Genomic DNA, 17702 nt, shown 5'->3' on the forward strand with positions numbered 1-17702 from the left:
GGCTGCACCTTCCTGCACCACGCAGTGGATGACCATTCCCGGTTCGTCTATTCCGAGATCCTGCCCGACGAAACCAAAGAGACCGCGTCGGCGTTCGTGACCAACGCCATCGCAGCGTTCGCCGCCCAAGGCGTCAAAATCCAGCGGGTGCTGACCGACAACGGCTCCTGTTACCGTTCCCGCGCCTTCGCATCTGTCCTGGCCGAGGCAGGGATCAGGCACAAACGCACCCGCCCCTACCGGCCCCAGACCAACGGCAAGGTCGAACGCTTCAACCGCATCCTGCAAGAGGAATGGGCCTATGCCAAGGCCTACAGCTCGGAAGCCGAACGGCAATCCTGCTACCCGGATTTCATCGAGTACTACAATCAGCGCAGGCCCCACACCGCACTCAAAGGCGCCTCACCCGCCAGCCGTGTCACCAACCAACCGGGTTAGTACAGCTAGGCGTCCTCGCGATAACCCTACTCATCGCACTTGCCATCAAAGGTTCATCACGACGGCAGGCGCAGGAACCAGCGGCAGCCCGAGCCCGCACGGGCGGGCATCGGATGTTACTTGGCAAAATGCGGGGCAGAAGGTCCCTGGCGGCAGAACTGGCTCTCCTTGCAGAACTCCACGCGAAGGGTGCACTCTCTGACGAGGAATTCAGCGCCGCCAAGCTCCGTACCCTTGCGGACTGATATCCAGCGGCTGCTTCGTCAGTCTCTTAGCGACTTCAGGGGCAACTTCGGCCAAAAATTTGCCCATCGTCCCCCTCAGCAAGGGAAAAAGAAGGCCCACCGATGGGGGACCGGCAGGCCTTCAGCGCTCCATGCTACAGCGGCGCGCATTGAATATCGACTGGACTAAGTGGTAAAACAAACGAGTTCCAAGTGTCGTTCTTCTCTTTGTCCGGGGCATGGATAGGGGTTGTTACCGGCGTTGGAAACGCCGCCCGCCGCAGGGGATGACGCGTCTGTTCAGCTGCTGCTATCCGCCTGGCCATGGGGCTGGGCGCTCGGTCGCAGTGTCCCGGACGCATTGAGGGGACATTGATACTCTGGGCAGAGGGGAAAGGGGGAACACGGAAATGGGTCTTAGAAGTCTTTTTCAACGAAAAGCCGCAACCGCGGCACCCATAGGTCCAGTCGTGGCCGCAGGACCTGTCCCAGGCGCGCCCATGTCACCTGAGCTCCAAGCGGAACTGCGGGAAGCGTGGGCAGAACTAACTGAGGCCGCCAAGGCATCGAAAGTGACCAACTTCCACGCCTGTACACGTACGGCCCGGCACTGGACCGAGGACCCGGCGGCAGTCAGGGCCATAGCGGCCAAACTCCGTGAATTCCCGGATACAGACAGCCAGCAGACGACATAGTGACCTACGGGCCGTTCGCCCGAGTTCATCACAGCTCGCCGGAAGGCCGGCGGTCGACATTTTCACTCAGCTCCTGGGACGGTTGCAGGGAATTGACATGCGGTGGGCGAGGATTGAGCCATGGTAAACGTATCCGCGGTTTAACCGCCGTGATCTACAAGCAGATTGAGTCCGTGTCGATGCTCCACCCTGTGTCCCCATGAAGAAAATGAGGCTCCGGTACGCCGGAGCGTGTCGGCTGTGCGGTGCATCTCGTCCGGCCGGGACGGAAGCGATCTACGAGAGCGAGACGAAGACCGTCCGATGCTTGGAGTGTGCCACCGAGACTCCGGAAACACCCCCCCACCTGGAACGAGTTGGTGATAACTCGTTGTCCACTGAGTCCGGAATCGCTGGCTCGTCAGCCCGACGCGAGTATGAGCGTCGCAAAGCGAAAGATGAGGAAAAGCTCCGCGAGAAGTGGGGTCCATTCGGCGGCATCGCAGTCGTCCTCTCTGACGAACGCCAAAGCACCAAGTCCTGGGATCGAGGCGCGATTGGCGAGGAACGCCTCGGCGCTCGGCTGGATGCCCTGGCCGCCGATGGCCTGGCCGTCCTTCACGACCGACGCATTCCCGGCTCGAAAGCCAACATCGACCACATCGCCATCACTCGCAGTGGAATCTGGGTCATCGACGCCAAAAGGTACAAGGGACGGCCTGAACTGAAGGTGGAGGGTGGCATCCTGCGCCCACGCGTCGAGAAGCTCCTCGTCGGCCGACGTGATTGCACGAAGCTGGTCGATGGGGTGCTCAAACAGGTCGACGTAGTGCGAGACCTCGTCGGGGATATTCCGGTCACCGGGGCGCTGTGCTTTGTTGAAGCCGACTGGCCCTTGATCGGAGGCGCATTCTCGACCCATGGCGTTCATGTACTTTGGCCGAAACGGCTAGCAAAACTACTTGCAGAAATGTCAGCCGGCGACGTTGATGTAGCGGCGGTGCATGAGTCGTTAGCCTCCCGGTTCAAGCCTGCTTGAGTCAGGTGCCCACGTTCCAGGCCGCTCGGAACACACCGAGGGGACAGCTTGCGGGAACGAAGTCAGGCATCGATCAGTAGTGAATTTGCAGTCCGGCCGCCTGCCCAGGCTCCCATGATGAAGCATCGGCCCCCTCGACGTCGCGACAGTTCGGGAAGCCCGAGCCAACCGCCGTTTCGAAGCTTTTCGCGAGGTTCGTCAGATTCTGGACCGCGGGCAGGATGCCCGCTGGGTCGGGTACATGTGCAGCCATTTATTCATGCCTTAGCATCCCCTCCCTCTTTGTTTCCCTTAAATAGTTCACTCCTGGGTTGGGCGAGGGTATCGGGTTCAAAACGCGGCCAGTATTTGGCGTCACCGTTGACCGCAGTTGCAACGGACTCAATGGCTTCCGGGGATATCAGCATGGCCTGCCCGGGCAGCGCGCTATGGGAGCCGATATTCATGCCCACCAGGAGGCCGCCTGAACTGACAACCGGACCGCCTGAATCACCCGGCTGTCCCTCTGGGATCATGTAGCGGGCGGGGCCGGCTTGGTATGTCAAGAAGTGTTCAGACACGCTGAGCGCAGGAAATTCGTTGCGTCGACCCAGCATCGTGACCGTGGCACCAGCTTCGTAGGTAGCTGAGTCGGTGGGCAAGTCGAAGCTGGTGTACATCTTCACGATGAGGTTATCTGGCTGAAGCGGCAGCATGATGATGTCCTGGATGATGCCGGGCAATCCCGGTTCCGGGCGCAATGCGTACTTGAATCGAGGAATCCTTTCACTGTCGGGGCCGCGTCGAAGAGGACAAGTTCCGCCTCCGTTGAGATCTCTTCGTCTTCCTTCGCCGCTCTATCGGCGAGGAGCAGCTTATCCGGCCACAATGACCAGTCAGCCCTTGGTGCCAACACAGGGTCGCCCAAATGCGCCACCGTAACAAGGAATATCTCGCCGTCGAGCTGGGCCAGGAAGCCACTACCAATGGTGGGACTACTGTCAGTTGAGTGGTTGAGGGCCATGATGGGGGCCACCATGTTGTTGAAGTTCATATCGTGACCGTACTCGATATCAGGTGCCAGGCTTCTGGTGGGGTGAGCCTGGGTTGCTCCTGACCTATGTGAGGTCAACCGCAACGCCGCGGCGCGCGCGGTGACAATTCCACCGAAGTAGGCATCTCCCTAGACTGGTCTCCGAAGGTGGCTTTGAGGGCGCCGCTTCCTGTGCGTGGGTTTTCGTTCCGCGCTCTCAACTGCCACTGAAGAAGGCTGCTTTGAATAGGTCAGCAGCATCGACAAGGTCTGCAACAGGAGCCTCGAACTCGCCTCTGGTGACCTCATCGTTGCGGTCCTCGGTGAGCACCCACGTCACAGTCACTGAATTGGCCCCCGGGTCCCGTGACAGGAGCACGTAGTCGTCCAGGTCGCTTGTCCACGGGACGTCGGGCCGGAACGACTCTGGCGTGAGCGTGACTTTGACATCGTCGCCCTCGTGCGCCCAGGCGATGGGATAGTCACGCGGCGTGATCCTATAGTCGGAGGGGTCGAGTCCCAGCACGTAGCGGCTCTGCCGCCGCACGATCGGCTCCACCACCTTCTCGAAGTCGGCATCATCGGCCTCGCGGAACTCCAGCGCCTCGCAGTCGTGGAAAGTCACGATCAGATGGGGCTTGGCGACGAACCTGTCGCGGCTGACGACGCGGATTCCTGTGCCAGCCAGCGCAACGCCGAGGAAGTGCGCTCGACCCCTCGCCATATGGGTGTCCCGCTCCGTCCGCCACGAGTCCACGCGTGCTGCCCGCTCCGATGCCGACGCGGGCTCCGGGTCGCCGAAGATGCTGGGCGGCGTTATCGTCAACAGCGACGTGTTCCGAACCGGCTCGGGCGTCACGCTAAACCGTTCCTCCTCGAACTCGTAGAGACGGTCCATCACCTCGTCGACACGACCGACGCGGCAGACAGTGCCGAGGATCGCCACCTCAAGGTCGATGGGCGGCTTGCCGCCGCCGCGGGCCCGCTCGACGAGGGCCAAGACCTCGCCGGCCCGAGCGGGGCGGGTGTTGCTGGTCCCTCGCACATAAACGGCACCGTCCTCGAGACTGTCCCGGCGGTCATCGCCCTGGAAGGTCTTGTAGCAGGGGAAGATCGGCTGACCTTCCTGCGGCGGCTGGGCGATGATGAACAGCACCTCGCTGGCGTCGTCGACGCCGATCCTGCCGAACTCGAACGCTGGAAACTGCGGTCCGACGTAGGGCCGGAGCCGGTCTTCCAGTGCGTGGGCTTCGACACCGCGGGGAACGCCCGGCGCGGCGTCCTTCTGCGCCCCGATGACCAGAACGGCGTGGCCGCGGAAGTGGCGTTCAGCCTGCTGCGGCCGACGGTTCGCTGCTCCGAGGAGGAATTTTGCGACCTTCGCTACGCCTGCCTTGCTGCTGAGGTCCAGGCTGCTTTTGATCTCCAGGTAGTTCGTCTCCGCTTCGTCACCGACGGCCAGGACGTAGCCCAGGATGAGTCGTAGAGAACGTTCACCGAGGGGGAGGACGGCGGCATCCAGCCCCACAGACTTCGGCTCGGAAGGGCTGGCCATAGCGGGATCGGCAGTCATAGGTAGATCCTCTCATTCGCCGCCGACACGATGCAGCAGCAACTGACAAATGGACCTCACCACAGGTCCGCGAACCTTCGACAACACCACTGTCTTGTCTATGCATCGAAGCCCCGAGGGGGTGCACGACCCAGGACAACCCGGTCACCCGCTCGCGACCTTACGGATGTCCATCTACTGGCGTCCGCCGAAGGACGGCGCAGAACCTCATGACGAAACCTTAAATCGCCGACGCGACCAACACGCCCGTTCCGAGGAGAAGCAGCGCGATGTAGAACGGAGCGATCGACCACGAAGTCCAAATCGACCGCTCAGGCACGTACTTGCGGACAGCCACCCTCCACTTCGACAGCGCCGGCGCGTCATCTGGGAACGGCTCGTCGGCGTCCACGGGGTCAAGTGTGAACAGCGGGACCTTGCGGCTGGACCGCGCGACGGTGTTGTAGAGCCGGCGGAACTGCTTCTCGCTTCGGAGGTAGTTCGCGTCGAGGTAGGCGAACAGCACCACGGCCACCATGCCCAGGGCGGCCAGCGGCCAGGTGCGTTGCGTGAGCGCGAAGCCGAACGTGGCCGTGACGATGGGGAGCAGCCAGCCTTTCGCCGACGCGGAGGCGGCCGCCTGCCTCGTGACCACGGCCTGGATGTAGTCGAGGTGCTTGCGTCTGTCCTCTGGGGCGAGCGGAGCCTCAGCCGAGGTCCCGAGCCGATGCACTGCACCTCGGATGTTGAGCATCGTCCGTTCCTTCGAGGCTTCGGAGTAGTCGGTCTCATCAGGCCAGATCCGGCCCATCGCGTCGTCCGTCCACCGCGGCACGAGGTGGACGTGGAGGTGGCGTACGGACTGGGTCGCGGCTTCGCCGTTTGACTGGATGATGTTGAGGCCTTCCGGCTTCACGGCGTCCCGGATTGCATTTGCAAGGAGCAACGATGCCCGTGAGAGTTGCGACGCCTCATCGGGCTGTAGCCCCCAGATGTCCGGTATGTGCCGCCGCGGGACGACCAGCAGGTGTCCGAGAACCGCAGGCTCCGTCGGGAAGAAGGCGACGACGTTCTCGTCGCGGTACACCTCCCGGACGTTGGGATCGTCGCGGTCGACGATCTCGCAGAACTCGCAGGTGTCGATCACGATAGGCGAGCCTTCGCCTGGGCGACCCAGCTCTCCAGATTGTTGACGAGGTTCGCGTAGGTGGCTTTTGTATCGATGTTCCCGCTCCAATCCGTGCGCGTCGGGTCGAACACTGGGATGCCGTACACGCCGGAGGCCTCGTCGAAAGGATTGGCGCCGGGGCGGTCGACGCTGCCGAATGACGAAAGGCCGTGGACGCGCACGCCAACCAGCGGTTTTTTCTCCTGCCACGCCTTCTCGATCTCGTAAACTACCCAGGGTCGGTTTGCCGTCTCCTGCCCTATGAGGACCACGACGGCACGCTTGTAGCGCATCTCCTTGTCAATCCAGTCGACGACTGCCTGCTGGCCGCGTCTCAACACTTCCTCCCACTCCTGAGCCTTGAGGAGGGGCTGGCCTTCCAGCGCGTTGATGTTGCGGACGAGCTGAACACGGTTTACGTCTCGCTCATAGTGGAAGGAATAGAACACCGTCTTGGTCGCCACCGCTGGCTCCTCACTTCTTGCAGGGCGAGCCGCTCTCGACCCTCATCAAAGAATACGGTCGGCCACGGACATTTCGCGGCAACGCCAGCCCACGTCGGTCCAATGGCTCAGGGCCGTGTCCCTCGGCAAGCAGGGAAGATTCTGCGTAGGAACGACCCACCTCCTAAGTTGACATTCACTGGCAAGAAAATCAGCAATTTTATATGGGTCAAGAATCGGGCGATTTCGCTCATTCCCGCAGGTCAAAGCCATTTCTGCTACCCATCTCAGGCAAATAGTTTGTGACCACCAATGTTCCATTTTGAGGTCGATGCGCCGATGAGACTTCAACCGGCCGAAAACTGCTGCTGACCGGCGTCGGGCCGCGGCCCTTGAGAGCCGCACCCTGGGGGAGTACGCCGGGTCAACGTCGCTGAGGTTCGGTCCGGTGAAGACAATGAGCCGGCGGCCGAAGTCTCGAGCACGTCAGGGCCCGGCCCGGCGGAGACGTCGACGGCATCATCATTGTCTTCCGCCCAAGGCTGCGCGCCCGGCTCACGGCGCACCCCGGGGAGGAGCCCACCGTCTGCACATAATGATGTTCCACGAACCTGCAGTTGCTCAGCGGCTCATATCAAGCTGGTCGGAGCAAGGCTCCCTCGATGCTCGACGGGACCGTCTACTTTTGGCTAATAACTGGGGCGCGCTGATGGGGCACGTGCCAAGGCACCTAGCGGGTGGCGCGCCTCAGCGCTGCTATTTCTTGACGTAGATCCTCAACGACATAGTCCCGTATTTCTTCAAAACCCATGTAGACACTTTCGTCCAGAATAGAGCCACCGCCAGATCGAATCTCTATATCCGAAGGCGAAGCGACATCCTCGCGCTTGGTCTCTCCCACAACGAACTCTTTTCGATCGCCTGCCGGCGTTCGGGGCTGTCTATGCAGCGTACTCATTGTGACCCTCCTCACGTTGGTTTCATAGTCATGCTATACCTTGGCGTAGTCTTGTAACCCCTGAATATGCTCCACGCGTAGACCGCCATTAGGCCTGTTCCGATATATATGCAGATCCATATGACGTGCCATACGAGGGGAGCGACGGGAACCGCGGCGAGCACTGCCATCATGACGAGAACAGCCGCGCAGGCCAGAACGATTCGCCGTAGTGGTGCCAAGAGTACGGTCACAAGGGGATGCTCCGGCTTACGGCTCATCCAAGAGAGCATGAGCGCCGGAGCGATCAAGATGATGGAAGCTGCAGGAGACGGAATGATGGCTTCTGGACGAAGGACCTCTCTGTCGAAGCAACGAGCAATGATGGTGGCGACAACAAGTATGGAAGAAATGATTGCTGCCCATTTCGCGAACCTGTACAGGCCTTCCTTGGAAGGCATCGTGTGCGCCCAAACTTCACCCTCGAAATCCGATCTCTCGGGGTTGAGAAACGCATGAGCAACTCGGCGGTCGGGAGGCAATGTCCTGCGATCGGCCTGCCGCAACACCTGCTTGTGGTCAAATGCTAGGAAGAGAAACTGCTTTATACACAGACCACTAGGGAGTTCCAGCTCCATGTGCTGGCTTTCAGCAAACCCGAAGTCGGGGAGTTTGAAGTGGAATCTTATTTGCGTCCCCCAACTTGGCACCTCTTTTATGTCAGAGGACGACGTCTCCTGGTCTAGTGAGTATTTGATTTCCTGGTCTAGTGAGTACTTGAGTGTTGTCCGTGTTCCGACGTACTTACTATCTATCTCGACCAAGAATATGTAATGTCCTACCAAGCGGCTTGCAAAAACGTCAAGGACTATTAGGCGTCGTTTGTCCCGAGCTGTGAGGCTGTCTGTATCAAGGGACCTTTCCTTCCACGCTTTGTATGCCTCGTGAACTGCATGAGCGCTGCCTGGTTCGGCTGCCACAATGCTCTGAAATACTCGGGCTTCATCCTCAGCCGTGGCGGAGCTTTTACGGGGAAAGTCTTTTACTGCGGCCTGAAGCAACTTAAATGCCAATGCAGAATTTTCTCGCTTTCCAAGTACTGCAAGCCCCGTTGAATCTTGTTTGGCATCAAGCCGCTGTATAGCACCTTTACGCATCATTCCTAGCGGAACGATGATCCGGTTTCGAGAAGCAGCTGCGATTGCATAAGCCTCGGGCATCGTGATATCCACGGAGACGAAACGTCGGGTGGATCCCTCCAAGTCAAGCCTCAATGCGTCCACGCGCCGGTGCGCCCATGTGCGTGAATTGATCAGAAGATAGAGCAGCTGAAGGGCGGCTAACTCGTCGCCGAGTTGAGCGGCCTCTTCCTGTCTGCCGCCGCCCGGACGAACGGCGTTCAGTGCCCGGCCTAATGGAAGCAAAAGTTGACGATACCCCATCAAATTAGGATTACACATACTGGCATCGCGGAACACTACCTTGAGCCACGCACGTCTAGGACTCTGCAAACAAGGGAGATTCTGCATAAAGTATCAGGGCACGTCAGGGCCGCATTTGCATACCTATCTCACAACTTTGGCCATTTGAGTTGGGCGTAAGATTTCGGGCGACCGCCTCAGGCAGCGATGGCTCGTTCGACATAAGCCGAGACGTGGACATGTATGTCGGTTTCATGGTCAAGGAGCCGTTGCAGGACGATGCCGTCCATCATGGCGGTGAGTAGCCGCAGTTCGATTTGGATCTGTGCAGGGGGAACAATCGGTCAATACCAGAGTGCAGGACGACCCGCCCAAGGGCTGACAAGATACAGTCAATGCATGGGGATATGGGGCAAGCTGAAGGCAGCCTTTGGCGGGACAACAGAACCTGTGACGGTTTCGGAGCCGGATCTGTCATTCGTAACGGCGGAACCAGCACGCGCACTTGCCGTGGTTGTGGAGCCAGTGGGTGGCGAACCCGGGATGCGATCTCAGCGCCCGGCGGAAGTGCGCAACTACGAGGCGGAGAAGGCCAAGGCGACGGCCGCGGGCCAAAGCGCCAAGAGCTATCGCGCGGGCTACGTTCCGCCGGCAGCTGCCAAGAGCCAACTCGTGACCGGTCCCGACGGTATGCCGCCCCTTAGGTTGGCACCCTCGAACAACGGCCTCGACTTAGCCTTGCCCGACGGGGAGTTGGTTGACTACAAGATCCTCGCCCTGCGGCACTTCCGGATTTTCGCGTTCCGCGTGGTTGGCATGGGCTTTTACGAAGACCCAAACAAGCCCTTCAAGTTCCGGAACGGCCAGCGTGTTCGAGCAGTCCGGGAACCCGACAACGAACACGACGCCAACGCCGTCGCCATCTACACCGGGCGACCCGCAAAGAAAATCGGCTACGTGAACAAGCAGCGAGCCGCATGGGTCGCAAAACTACTGGACGCCGGTCAGGAGTTGGACGGCATCATCATCCAGAGCAAAGCCGCTTCCCCACGCGTCCTCCTGACTACTCCCGAAATGCTGGCGCATCTTCAACGCGACTGACGTTTGAACGACGACGGCCCGCCCCTGGTGAAGAACATAAGACGGGACAGGGGAGCTCGTTGCAGGGATCTGGAGGTAGTCCGTGCTGCTCAAATGGGTCAGACTCTATTCGAGGACGTTGTGCTTCGCGGATTGACGTTCTGTCCATGCAAGCGAATTAACAACGACTGTCAAAGGTTCGGGGAGGCAATGGTGCATTTCGTCGGCGCAGTGGGGTCAGCATTCAAGCGAGCTGGCGATTTCAGGGGACGCTCATCAAGGTCTGAGTACTGGTACTTCTTTTTGCTCAACCTCATGATCCAGGTCAGCGCATTTGCCCTGGACTACGCGGGCGCGTACCCAGTGTTTACCACCGTGGCCGCCGTCTGGTCCCTGATTGCATTGGTCCCCGGACTGTCTCTCTTCATCCGGCGACTCCGGGATGGTGGTTACTCTCCCTGGATGTCGCTCTTTGCGCTGGCCGGCCCCTTGGGTGCTGTCGTGTTCCTTGTTCTGCTCTGCCAGCCTTCGGCTGCCGACAAACCTGCCGCTGTAGGCAGCCACACGCCACTTGCGGCTAATGCTGTTCCTTCGGATTTGAGTGGTCGGCAGGAACTTCCTGACCACGAATCTAAGAGCCGCAGCAGCGCGTTGCTCCTTGGATTCTGCCTCGTGGCGACACTGGCGGTGGTCCTAGGGTCGGTATCGTACGCTGCAACGCAGGCATCGATGCGTGAGGCGGAGGCTCAGGCAGTTGCAAGCCGCGCCGCCGCCGCCGCTTCATCAAGGGCGTCCGCCGCAGCATCGGCCTCGGCAAGTGCAGATGCCGCACGTCAAGCTGCGGCGGCGGCCGAGGCAAGCCGTCTCGCGAAAGCAGCACAGGACCAACGGGAAGCCGAGGCAAGCCGCACTGCGGCGGCCAGCCAAGCGGCCGATGCTACTGCGCGAGCCTATGCCGCTGCTCGCGACAAGCTTGTTTCGGAAGGGTGGAACGAGGGCCCGGATGGAGTATTCTATCAGTGGGTTGCTGCTGACCAAACAAAGTGTCCCCCTTATCAGCGGTGCGTTCAGCTCAAAGTCACAACCCCCGAGGGTTGCCCCAACGGAGTCGCTGTCCAGGCGAGCGAGTTGACGGCGGGAACTGTCACCGGGTCTGCCTCTGCCTACAGCTCTGGATTCCTGGCGGGGCAGAACGCGCTTGTAACCCTAACCACCTATGACGCCCATAATGATGAAGTCTCGATCAAGAAGATGACTTGTCAGTGAAAATTGAAGCCTTACGAGCCGGATTAGCCCGGGGGTTTCCGGCCACGGAGCCGCCCTGACCGCCAGCCCGGCACCCTGGCGTTCAGGGCAGCCTTTTTGGCGGGGGCCAGTTCACCCCGGCGGGCCTTGTATCGCTGGGTGTGGAGCCAGACACCGAGCTCGTGTTCGAGGCCCTCAATCGTGGCTTTGTGCCGGGGCCAGTCCTGCCCTGATCCCCGGTACGCCTCCAGGGCAGCCAGGCGCTCCTGCCATCTCGCCTCGTCGCTGGCCACACGGCGCAGGTCCTGCAAGCCGGGCATGGCGCTGAGACCGTCCCGGAAGACCGGCAGCAGTCTCCCTTCCCTGGCATCTTTGCGGCGTCGGTTCAGCCATGCGGCGAGAGCACGTTCTGTGTTGTCATCGGCTTTGGTGGAGGGGTACCGTCCGCTCTCCTGCACCATCGCGATCAGCTGCGCCATGCGTTCGATGTCTTGACTGGTTACCCGTTGCGGTGTCCCGCCGGCTGCCTCGTGCTAGGCCCCGGAGTCCGGGGTGGAGTTTCCGTGCAATGGTCAGGTGGTAGCCAACGGTCCGCAGGGGAGCGCCTGTCAGTTCCGCGATTTTCCCGCGGCTCAGGCCTCTCCGGTACATCAATACCCATTCCGGCTGCGGAGCCGCGAGCATCCCGATCCCTGTAATCGGTCATTGCAGTTTCCGCTCTGGGCGTCGGTGGACCTTACAATCTCCATCTTCCCAATGCTAGGACCCGCCCTTCGAACATCCGTTCCACTGCAAAGGATGTTGTCGGGACGGGACGGCGGCCGCGAGAGAAGAAAAGATTACCGCTGGTCCCGTCGCAGGGGGTGATCCTTCGGAACCTCAACCAGCACGATGCGCACTCCGTCGGGGTCCGAGATCCACATCTCCACCAGCCCCCACGGTTCCTGCTGTGGCTTGCGGATCACTGGCACCCCGGCTGCCAGCAGCCGATCGTGCTCGAGCTGCACGTCGCGAACCTGAATCCAGATCGCCAGGGCATTCCCTGGCGGATCGATCGACCGTCCGCTGACCTCGAGAAAAGCGTTGCCCAGGAAGAACACTAGACCCGGCGTATCACGGCTCCCGAACTCCCGGGAGATTGCCAGGCCCAACGTGTCCCGATAAAACCTGTGGCTCCGCTCAGTGTCGGACGGATGAAGCAGGATCCGGCTGCCAAGGACTTCCATGTTCTCCATCCTGCCTTGAGTTCTGCACTTTACCTGCCGCAGGTTGTGGGGTTTTCAAGGATCCGGTGGGGCAGCGGCCTGCCACATCGCTGGAGGACCATTCCAGGTCGGCCAGATTCAGCGCGGCATTGCGGAGCCGGCGACTCCATCGCCAGTGCCGTAGATCGCCAATAAAGAGCAGGTGGTGGCGAGGGCGTTATTGGCGTGCTGGCACGGATCTGAAGCTCGCTTTTCGCTCGTTTACAAGCGCATCACCGGACTGATACACACTCCACCGGGAGCAGGCAAAACTATGCACGATCGGTGGGCGGCGAACTTCGCCCGATCGCGATGACGCCGCAGTGACCATTCGAGTCTGTCCACGCGGATTCCGGCGCGGCAACTTGTCAGGAGACAATCGGCGGCGCACCTGTTGATGGCGGCCTCCGCCGGACACGGGTGATCGTGACTGAGTCCGCGTCCCACGCGATGATCATCCCATGTGCCCGATTACTCGTCCGTCAGACGGACGCTGGTTGGTTGAGCGAGCACGATGCGACCTGGGCCCATGCCGACCCACCTCGTTCTTGAACGTTCGTCAATGAAGCTCCTCTCAGGTGGTCTCTCGCAAGGTCGCTATCGTCCACCGGTCAAGCTCGGCCCTGTCGACTTGATCGCCGTGCCAGGGGCCTATGGGATGCCGAGAACCTTGGCTGAACAGGGGAAACACCGGCCGAAAACGACCCACCTCTCTTCTAAACATTCACTGGCAAGAAAATTCGGAATTTTATATGGGTTAGGAACGGGCCAATTTCGCGCATTTTCGCTGGTCAATGCCATTTCCCCTACCCATCTCCGTTAAATAGTTTGTGACCACCAATGTTCAATTTGAGGTACTCGATGCGCCGATGAGACTTCAATCGGGCGCGAACGTCGCTGACCGGAATCGGGCCGCGGCCTTTGAGAGTCGCATTTTGGGGGAGAGGTTTCACGTCGGCGCATGACGCTGTTCCACGAACATACAGCTGCTCAGCGGCTGATATCGAGCCGGCGCGACCCGTGCCCCTGCGAATCGGCCAAGGTCTAGAAGAAGGCGGAGGTCGGGCCGAGTCCTCCGCCAAGGTTGACCACCGCGGAGTCCTGGACGGAGGCGGCAAACCCCAAGCCTTGCGCGGTGCTGGATCGCCGGTTCAATCCCTGTGGAACGAGGTCAGCGCTGGCGCGGATTAATCCCAAGGGTCAACAGTTATGCGGAACAAGACACTTGGTGCCAATTACGGCAAGACTGGTCTGGCAAATGACACATAGCCAGAGGGTCCGACGAGTACCCAGGGATGATGTAGGCGAGTAAAGTTTTCGGGTAGTCCCACTGCCGAGAACCGGGACCGCAAAGATGGGGGCTTTACTTGTACAACTCTTATCAACACTCGACCGACCGCTGGCCCGCTGCCCCTGGATTCACCGAGGAGCAGCTCAATGGAGTCCCACTCGTCACAGTCCATCCAGCAGCGGTGCCAGCCATCATCGGCGCTGCATTCCTGCTCATAGCTGCCATGGGTGCCCAGTACGAATTCTATGTGATCCTGCGTTGGGCAGTGACCGCAATGGCGATCTGGATGTCCGTAGTGGCCAGCGCGCTTAAAAGCACACCATGGGTCGTTGTTTTCGTTGCCATTGCTGTCCTTTTCAACCCACTCATTCCCATCTACGCCACGCGGGAATTCTGGGTACCGATCGATTTTGCAGGGCTGGTCCTGTTTTGGGTCGCTGGAGTCAAACTACGCGCTTCGAAACCGGTTCCATCTTCCGGCTAACAGACCCGCTGGGCGTGGTTTTTAGTTTGTTGCATCTTAGGATCGCCCCGGTCTATCGGTGGCCTTCGCCAAGCGCATTTTACCTAAAGCATAATTCGGAAAGGCCTCCATGAATAAGCCACCAGCAGGCTGGTATCAGGACCCTGATATTCCATCGCAGCAGAGATGGTGGGACGGCAGCACTTGGACTCAACATAAAAAAGCAATGAGTGACGGTATTTCTCGCTCCTCTTCAATCGGAACCAGTAAGATTGTAGGTGCGACCAACCCTGCAGCGTCGACTGGATTGGGTCTTGGCATTGCCGCTTTTTTCCTATTCAATATCCCAATCTTCGGGCTGCTTCTATCCCTTTCTGCCGCAGTGGTTTCGGGAATTGGCCTGTCGAAACAGTCCTCCACTATGGCGAAGAAATATCGCGTGTTTGGGATTGTCGGCCTGATCCTTGGCATCGTCTATACTCTGATGGCATTCCTCGTTGTGAGCGGGATTCGCCGCTAGACAGCGTTAAAGGCTGAGAAGGTGGATCGCCACCGATGGTGGATTGCCGGCGTCAGTCTTTGGGTCAGGTACATGATCACTCTCGCGGCCGTTCCGCATGTCCGTCTATGACGTCGCGCTTGCCGCTAACCCAAACGGTACAGCGATCCTGGCATCCGTTCGAAGGCTGTGACGAACGCGCTGGCGGAGGAGTACCCGCAGGCGCTGGAAGTCTGAGTAACCGTCCGTCCCCCCGCGAGCATCAGCCCTGCCCGGAAACAGCTTGGGCTCCCTTACCATTCAGCGAGAAGACGGTTAAAGCAAGCGACTCTCTGTTGGCCCGTTTGAGAAGCCTCGGCGGAGGAAAAAGCCCGCCGATGGGGGGACCGGCGGGCTTTCTGAAAACAGACGCTACACGTAATCAATATAGCCATCGAGTGGACATTCCACGGGGAAGTCCGAGGCAGGTCCAGGCGGACAAGAATGAGGCAGCCCCTACGTATCCCCAATCCCTCGTTTCTTTATCCTTTCCGTCAGGACAGGTCTTTTGCGTTGGGGTACCTTCCGCTGCGGGTCGCCGTCGCGGAGCCAGGACATGGCTTTCCGGAGGGAGATGAAATACATGATCGGGCATGGCGTGGCTTGACTGTGGAGAAAGAAGAGTGAAATGACGTGGTCCACGGGAGATGATCCTAGAAGTGCAATCCGGGATGCGCATGCCGGAGAGGTAAGAAGTCTTCGCGCGGATCGGGAGAAAGTGACGCTCTGGACAAGAATGAGCATGGGATAGCCCTTTCCTTGGTATCGCTTCTGAAGATGGGACAGGACCGCGAGGGCATCATCGTCTTGGATGGTCTCTCCTGCTTTCCAGCGTAGCCGGAGGATACCGCCCCTCAGTTCAAGAGTGCCTTTGCCCTCGGCGATGTCGAATTTGGCCATTCGGTCCCTTTTATCGGAAGCAATTTTTCGCAGCTGCTGGCCACATCCTACGGCGACGGCCTCACTGCACCCCCTATTGGCCCCCGAAGCGGAGAAAAATGCCTGTCGGCAGTGCAGTTCGCCTTGTGGTTCCGATGACTTCGGGAAGCACGTTTGTGACGGTGGCCCCAGACCTCACTGGAAATCACATGAGGGGCTATCCTCACACCGTCCCGACTTCCCTTGTCCGGCTTTTCCCACCTCCCCCCCGCGGATAAAGTCGGCGGCCACCTCCCTGGGAGGACGGCTGGCGGTTTATGCTGTTGGAGGCTTCCGGGTAAGTCATCCTCGAAAACAGCATGCCGCGCTGGTCTCTTCGCGGCGCAGATGCTTCCTGCCGCCGGTGTCAGATGCCTTGGACACATTCACTTCTGAGCTGCTTGGCCGATCAAGGAAAGAGTCCTATGACCGCAGATGAACCTGTGCCCTCCTTTCAGGGCGGGATCTCCTATTCCGTCGTCACGGAAGATCCCCGGACCCTGCAGGAAGAGCTGGCCGCCGCCGTGGAACTGGTGAGAGGGCGTGCCGGACAGCAGGGCCGGAGCGGTATTCTGATCACGCGCCGTTCCCGGTCATTGTTCACTGTCGAACTCGACGACGGGGTCCCTTACGGGACGACGATGGAACAGGACCGGTGGCAACGCGGCGGCTCTGCCCGTCCGGGCAGTAAAGATATATGGGGGGAGTGACAGCTCTGTGAGTACAGAGTCTGATGCTTGGACCACAGACCCGGTGACGCTGCGCGACGTGGTCCTGGACGAGGAAGCCATGCAAGCCCGGCTCGGCGATTGCCCCGCCTTGGAACGGGTGTGGATACTGTCCCTGCTGGGCCGGACCCGGGAAGCGATCGCCGAAGGCCGGCTACTGCTGGCACAATCCACGGAGCGGTTCCGTCCGTTGCTCGTCCTCGCTCAGGCCTACCAGCGACAGTACCAATGGCATGAGGCGGCGAGACTTCAGGAAGAGGCCCTGTGCCTGGCCCGGTCCCTGACCAGAGAAGCGCTCGTCCGCTACCAGATCGGCAGACGCCTCTTCGACGAAGCCCGCTACAAGGAAGCGGCGGCCGAATTTGAGTGGGCACACGACCTGTACCGGACAGCAGGACGCCAACGCCTCGCAAACATCTCTCGGCAGGCCATGGACCGCGCCCGTGAAGTCGCAGACAATTCCTGAGGCGGGAACCCCTCCGATGTGCCAGCGTTGATGCTCTGGGAGCATCGGCGATGATTGCCGACCGGCCCCGGCCCACTTTGGGAGGAGGCCGGGCCCGGCGCTCACACCTGGGTGAGACCACGGCAAGCATCACTCGGCACAAGGCCGGTGCCCGCCACCGGTGAGCCTACCGGCCTACGACCGGTGCTGTACAGGATAGAAACCGAAACCCGGAAACCACCTTAATTGGCCTACTGACGAATTCCCAAAGAACGTTCCGGCAAATCCGGGAAGACCTAGGAAACGTCAGGGGAGGCTAAGGAGTTCAACGGACATCGGGGACAGAAAAGTCTGGTGCCGGCTCCACTTCCCCCTGCCACAGGCGAAGCAGTTCTTCGACACGGGCAAGCAGCGCCGCCACGCGGAAGGGTTTGGAGAGGACTCCACTGGCACCGGCTGCCAGCAGCTGATCCGAGAGCTCACCGCGTCCAGTAAGCATGAGAATAGGCGCAGAGCTGAAGATCCTGAGTTGGCGGATAACTTCCAAGCCGCTGATGTCCGGTAGCCCGTAATCCAGGATCACGATACCGGGAGACAACTCCTGCACCGCGGCGACACCCTTAACACCTGTCTCCGCCAGCCAGATGGGGGACAGCCCTGACTTCTCGAGGACACCGCGCACCAGATTGCCAACATCCCGGTCGTCTTCGATTACCACAGCCGTGCGTGGGTACGTCATGGTCTATCACCCCGTTACCTTTTTCGTAGCCCGTTCCTGTTGCAGGATGAGGGTGTGTTGGCCGGTCGGTCCCGGCATGGTTTCTGCCCCCAGTCGTTTCATG

The 17702-nt window shown here is 60.2% G+C and carries 22 protein-coding genes; 10 read left to right on the plus strand and 12 right to left on the minus strand.

The window, feature by feature from the left end; all coding sequences use genetic code 11:
- The 4 genes from J2X98_RS21650 to J2X98_RS21665 form a co-directional block, all read left to right on the plus strand.
- Positions 1–438 (plus strand): IS481 family transposase (locus J2X98_RS21650; protein WP_307312445.1); only part of this gene is annotated, 438 nt, incomplete at its 5' end.
- 128 nt (positions 439–566) lie between these two features.
- On the plus strand, positions 567–683 hold the full coding sequence (locus J2X98_RS21655) for an SHOCT domain-containing protein (RefSeq protein ID WP_267217940.1): 117 nt from the start codon (positions 567–569) through the stop codon (positions 681–683).
- A 479-nt stretch (positions 684–1162) separates the two neighbouring features.
- A complete protein-coding gene (locus J2X98_RS21660; protein WP_307312451.1) occupies positions 1163–1357 on the plus strand; it encodes a hypothetical protein in 195 nt (64 codons plus the stop codon).
- Between the two features lie 208 nt (positions 1358–1565).
- Entirely contained in the window at positions 1566–2375 is an 810-nt protein-coding gene (locus tag J2X98_RS21665) for a nuclease-related domain-containing protein (protein ID WP_307312504.1), read from the plus strand.
- A gap of 73 nt (positions 2376–2448) precedes the next feature.
- Here the strand turns inward: J2X98_RS21665 and J2X98_RS21670 are convergent, their stop codons facing one another.
- The 8 genes from J2X98_RS21670 to J2X98_RS21705 form a co-directional block, all read right to left on the minus strand.
- The gene (locus J2X98_RS21670) at positions 2449–2628 is read right to left on the minus strand and encodes a hypothetical protein (protein ID WP_307312454.1); all 180 of its coding nucleotides are present in this window, start codon (positions 2626–2628) and stop codon (positions 2449–2451) included.
- 4 nt (positions 2629–2632) lie between these two features.
- Positions 2633–3097: a hypothetical protein gene (locus J2X98_RS21675; RefSeq protein WP_307312457.1), complete on the minus strand. Its 465-nt coding sequence runs from the start codon at positions 3095–3097 to the stop codon at positions 2633–2635.
- On the minus strand, positions 3037–3408 hold the full coding sequence (locus J2X98_RS21680) for a hypothetical protein (RefSeq protein ID WP_307312460.1): 372 nt from the start codon (positions 3406–3408) through the stop codon (positions 3037–3039). The genes J2X98_RS21675 and J2X98_RS21680 overlap by 61 nt, the downstream gene beginning before the upstream one ends.
- Positions 3409–3604: 196 nt before the next feature.
- A complete protein-coding gene (locus J2X98_RS21685) occupies positions 3605–4960 on the minus strand; it encodes a hypothetical protein (protein ID WP_307312463.1) in 1356 nt (451 codons plus the stop codon).
- Positions 4961–5180: 220 nt separating this feature from the next.
- On the minus strand, positions 5181–6086 hold the full coding sequence (locus tag J2X98_RS21690) for an HIT family protein (RefSeq protein WP_307312466.1): 906 nt from the start codon (positions 6084–6086) through the stop codon (positions 5181–5183).
- Positions 6083–6571: a TIR domain-containing protein gene (locus J2X98_RS21695; RefSeq protein ID WP_307312469.1), complete on the minus strand. Its 489-nt coding sequence runs from the start codon at positions 6569–6571 to the stop codon at positions 6083–6085. Before J2X98_RS21695 ends, J2X98_RS21690 begins: the two co-directional genes overlap by 4 nt.
- 709 nt (positions 6572–7280) lie before the next feature.
- Positions 7281–7508 carry a hypothetical protein gene (locus tag J2X98_RS21700; protein ID WP_307312472.1) on the minus strand — a complete coding sequence of 76 codons (228 nt, stop codon included), beginning with the start codon at positions 7506–7508 and terminating at the stop codon, positions 7281–7283.
- Positions 7509–7519: 11 nt separating this feature from the next.
- A complete protein-coding gene (locus J2X98_RS21705) occupies positions 7520–8719 on the minus strand; it encodes a hypothetical protein (protein ID WP_307312474.1) in 1200 nt (399 codons plus the stop codon).
- 468 nt (positions 8720–9187) lie between these two features.
- Here J2X98_RS21705 and J2X98_RS21710 point away from each other — a divergent pair, with 468 nt between their 5' ends.
- Positions 9188–10009 (plus strand): HIRAN domain-containing protein, encoded by an 822-nt coding sequence (locus J2X98_RS21710; protein ID WP_307312476.1) that lies wholly within the window; start codon positions 9188–9190, stop codon positions 10007–10009.
- Positions 10010–10198: 189 nt separating this feature from the next.
- Positions 10199–11254 (plus strand): DUF805 domain-containing protein, encoded by a 1056-nt coding sequence (locus tag J2X98_RS21715; RefSeq protein ID WP_307312478.1) that lies wholly within the window; start codon positions 10199–10201, stop codon positions 11252–11254.
- A 23-nt stretch (positions 11255–11277) separates the two neighbouring features.
- On the opposite strand, the gene J2X98_RS21720 is transcribed toward J2X98_RS21715, so the two are convergent.
- Both J2X98_RS21720 and J2X98_RS21725 read right to left on the minus strand, forming a co-directional pair.
- Entirely contained in the window at positions 11278–11712 is a 435-nt protein-coding gene (locus J2X98_RS21720) for a helicase associated domain-containing protein (protein ID WP_307312481.1), read from the minus strand.
- Positions 11713–12072: 360 nt separating this feature from the next.
- Positions 12073–12468 (minus strand): VOC family protein, encoded by a 396-nt coding sequence (locus tag J2X98_RS21725; protein ID WP_307312484.1) that lies wholly within the window; start codon positions 12466–12468, stop codon positions 12073–12075.
- Between the two features lie 1376 nt (positions 12469–13844).
- Between J2X98_RS21725 and J2X98_RS21730 the strand changes: the two genes are divergently transcribed.
- Together J2X98_RS21730 and J2X98_RS21735 are read left to right on the plus strand one after the other, a co-directional pair.
- Positions 13845–14252: a DUF6804 family protein gene (locus tag J2X98_RS21730; protein ID WP_307312487.1), complete on the plus strand. Its 408-nt coding sequence runs from the start codon at positions 13845–13847 to the stop codon at positions 14250–14252.
- 109 nt (positions 14253–14361) lie between these two features.
- On the plus strand, positions 14362–14751 hold the full coding sequence (locus J2X98_RS21735; RefSeq protein WP_307312490.1) for a DUF2510 domain-containing protein: 390 nt from the start codon (positions 14362–14364) through the stop codon (positions 14749–14751).
- A gap of 474 nt (positions 14752–15225) precedes the next feature.
- On the opposite strand, the gene J2X98_RS21740 is transcribed toward J2X98_RS21735, so the two are convergent.
- Positions 15226–15669: a DUF7793 family protein gene (locus J2X98_RS21740; protein ID WP_307312493.1), complete on the minus strand. Its 444-nt coding sequence runs from the start codon at positions 15667–15669 to the stop codon at positions 15226–15228.
- 443 nt (positions 15670–16112) lie between these two features.
- Here J2X98_RS21740 and J2X98_RS21745 point away from each other — a divergent pair, with 443 nt between their 5' ends.
- Both J2X98_RS21745 and J2X98_RS21750 read left to right on the plus strand, forming a co-directional pair.
- A complete protein-coding gene (locus tag J2X98_RS21745) occupies positions 16113–16397 on the plus strand; it encodes a hypothetical protein (protein ID WP_307312495.1) in 285 nt (94 codons plus the stop codon).
- Between the two features lie 7 nt (positions 16398–16404).
- Positions 16405–16881 carry a hypothetical protein gene (locus tag J2X98_RS21750; protein WP_307312498.1) on the plus strand — a complete coding sequence of 159 codons (477 nt, stop codon included), beginning with the start codon at positions 16405–16407 and terminating at the stop codon, positions 16879–16881.
- 304 nt (positions 16882–17185) lie between these two features.
- On the opposite strand, the gene J2X98_RS21755 is transcribed toward J2X98_RS21750, so the two are convergent.
- The gene (locus J2X98_RS21755) at positions 17186–17599 is read right to left on the minus strand and encodes a response regulator transcription factor (RefSeq protein WP_307312501.1); all 414 of its coding nucleotides are present in this window, start codon (positions 17597–17599) and stop codon (positions 17186–17188) included.
- Between the last annotated feature and the right edge of the window lie 103 nt (positions 17600–17702).

The organism is Pseudarthrobacter enclensis (assembly GCF_030811655.1).
Taxonomy (GTDB): Bacteria; Actinomycetota; Actinomycetes; order Actinomycetales; family Micrococcaceae; genus Arthrobacter; species Arthrobacter enclensis_A.

Excerpts from the sequence above, each read along its gene's own strand:
- J2X98_RS21655 (WP_267217940.1), top strand. The coding sequence starts at position 567 with ATGCGGGGCAGAAGGTCCCTGGCGGCAGAACTGGCTCTCCTTGCAGAA.
- J2X98_RS21660 (WP_307312451.1), top strand. The coding sequence starts at position 1,163 with ATGTCACCTGAGCTCCAAGCGGAACTGCGGGAAGCGTGGGCAGAACTA.
- J2X98_RS21665 (WP_307312504.1), top strand. The coding sequence starts at position 1,566 with ATGAGGCTCCGGTACGCCGGAGCGTGTCGGCTGTGCGGTGCATCTCGT.
- J2X98_RS21670 (WP_307312454.1), bottom strand. The coding sequence starts at position 2,628 with ATGGCTGCACATGTACCCGACCCAGCGGGCATCCTGCCCGCGGTCCAG.
- J2X98_RS21680 (WP_307312460.1), bottom strand. The coding sequence starts at position 3,408 with ATGAACTTCAACAACATGGTGGCCCCCATCATGGCCCTCAACCACTCA.
- J2X98_RS21685 (WP_307312463.1), bottom strand. The coding sequence starts at position 4,960 with ATGACTGCCGATCCCGCTATGGCCAGCCCTTCCGAGCCGAAGTCTGTG.
- J2X98_RS21700 (WP_307312472.1), bottom strand. The coding sequence starts at position 7,508 with ATGAGTACGCTGCATAGACAGCCCCGAACGCCGGCAGGCGATCGAAAA.
- J2X98_RS21710 (WP_307312476.1), top strand. The coding sequence starts at position 9,188 with ATGCCGTCCATCATGGCGGTGAGTAGCCGCAGTTCGATTTGGATCTGT.
- J2X98_RS21715 (WP_307312478.1), top strand. The coding sequence starts at position 10,199 with ATGGTGCATTTCGTCGGCGCAGTGGGGTCAGCATTCAAGCGAGCTGGC.
- J2X98_RS21720 (WP_307312481.1), bottom strand. The coding sequence starts at position 11,712 with ATGGCGCAGCTGATCGCGATGGTGCAGGAGAGCGGACGGTACCCCTCC.
- J2X98_RS21725 (WP_307312484.1), bottom strand. The coding sequence starts at position 12,468 with ATGGAGAACATGGAAGTCCTTGGCAGCCGGATCCTGCTTCATCCGTCC.
- J2X98_RS21735 (WP_307312490.1), top strand. The coding sequence starts at position 14,362 with ATGAATAAGCCACCAGCAGGCTGGTATCAGGACCCTGATATTCCATCG.
- J2X98_RS21740 (WP_307312493.1), bottom strand. The coding sequence starts at position 15,669 with ATGGCCAAATTCGACATCGCCGAGGGCAAAGGCACTCTTGAACTGAGG.
- J2X98_RS21745 (WP_307312495.1), top strand. The coding sequence starts at position 16,113 with ATGACCGCAGATGAACCTGTGCCCTCCTTTCAGGGCGGGATCTCCTAT.
- J2X98_RS21755 (WP_307312501.1), bottom strand. The coding sequence starts at position 17,599 with ATGACGTACCCACGCACGGCTGTGGTAATCGAAGACGACCGGGATGTT.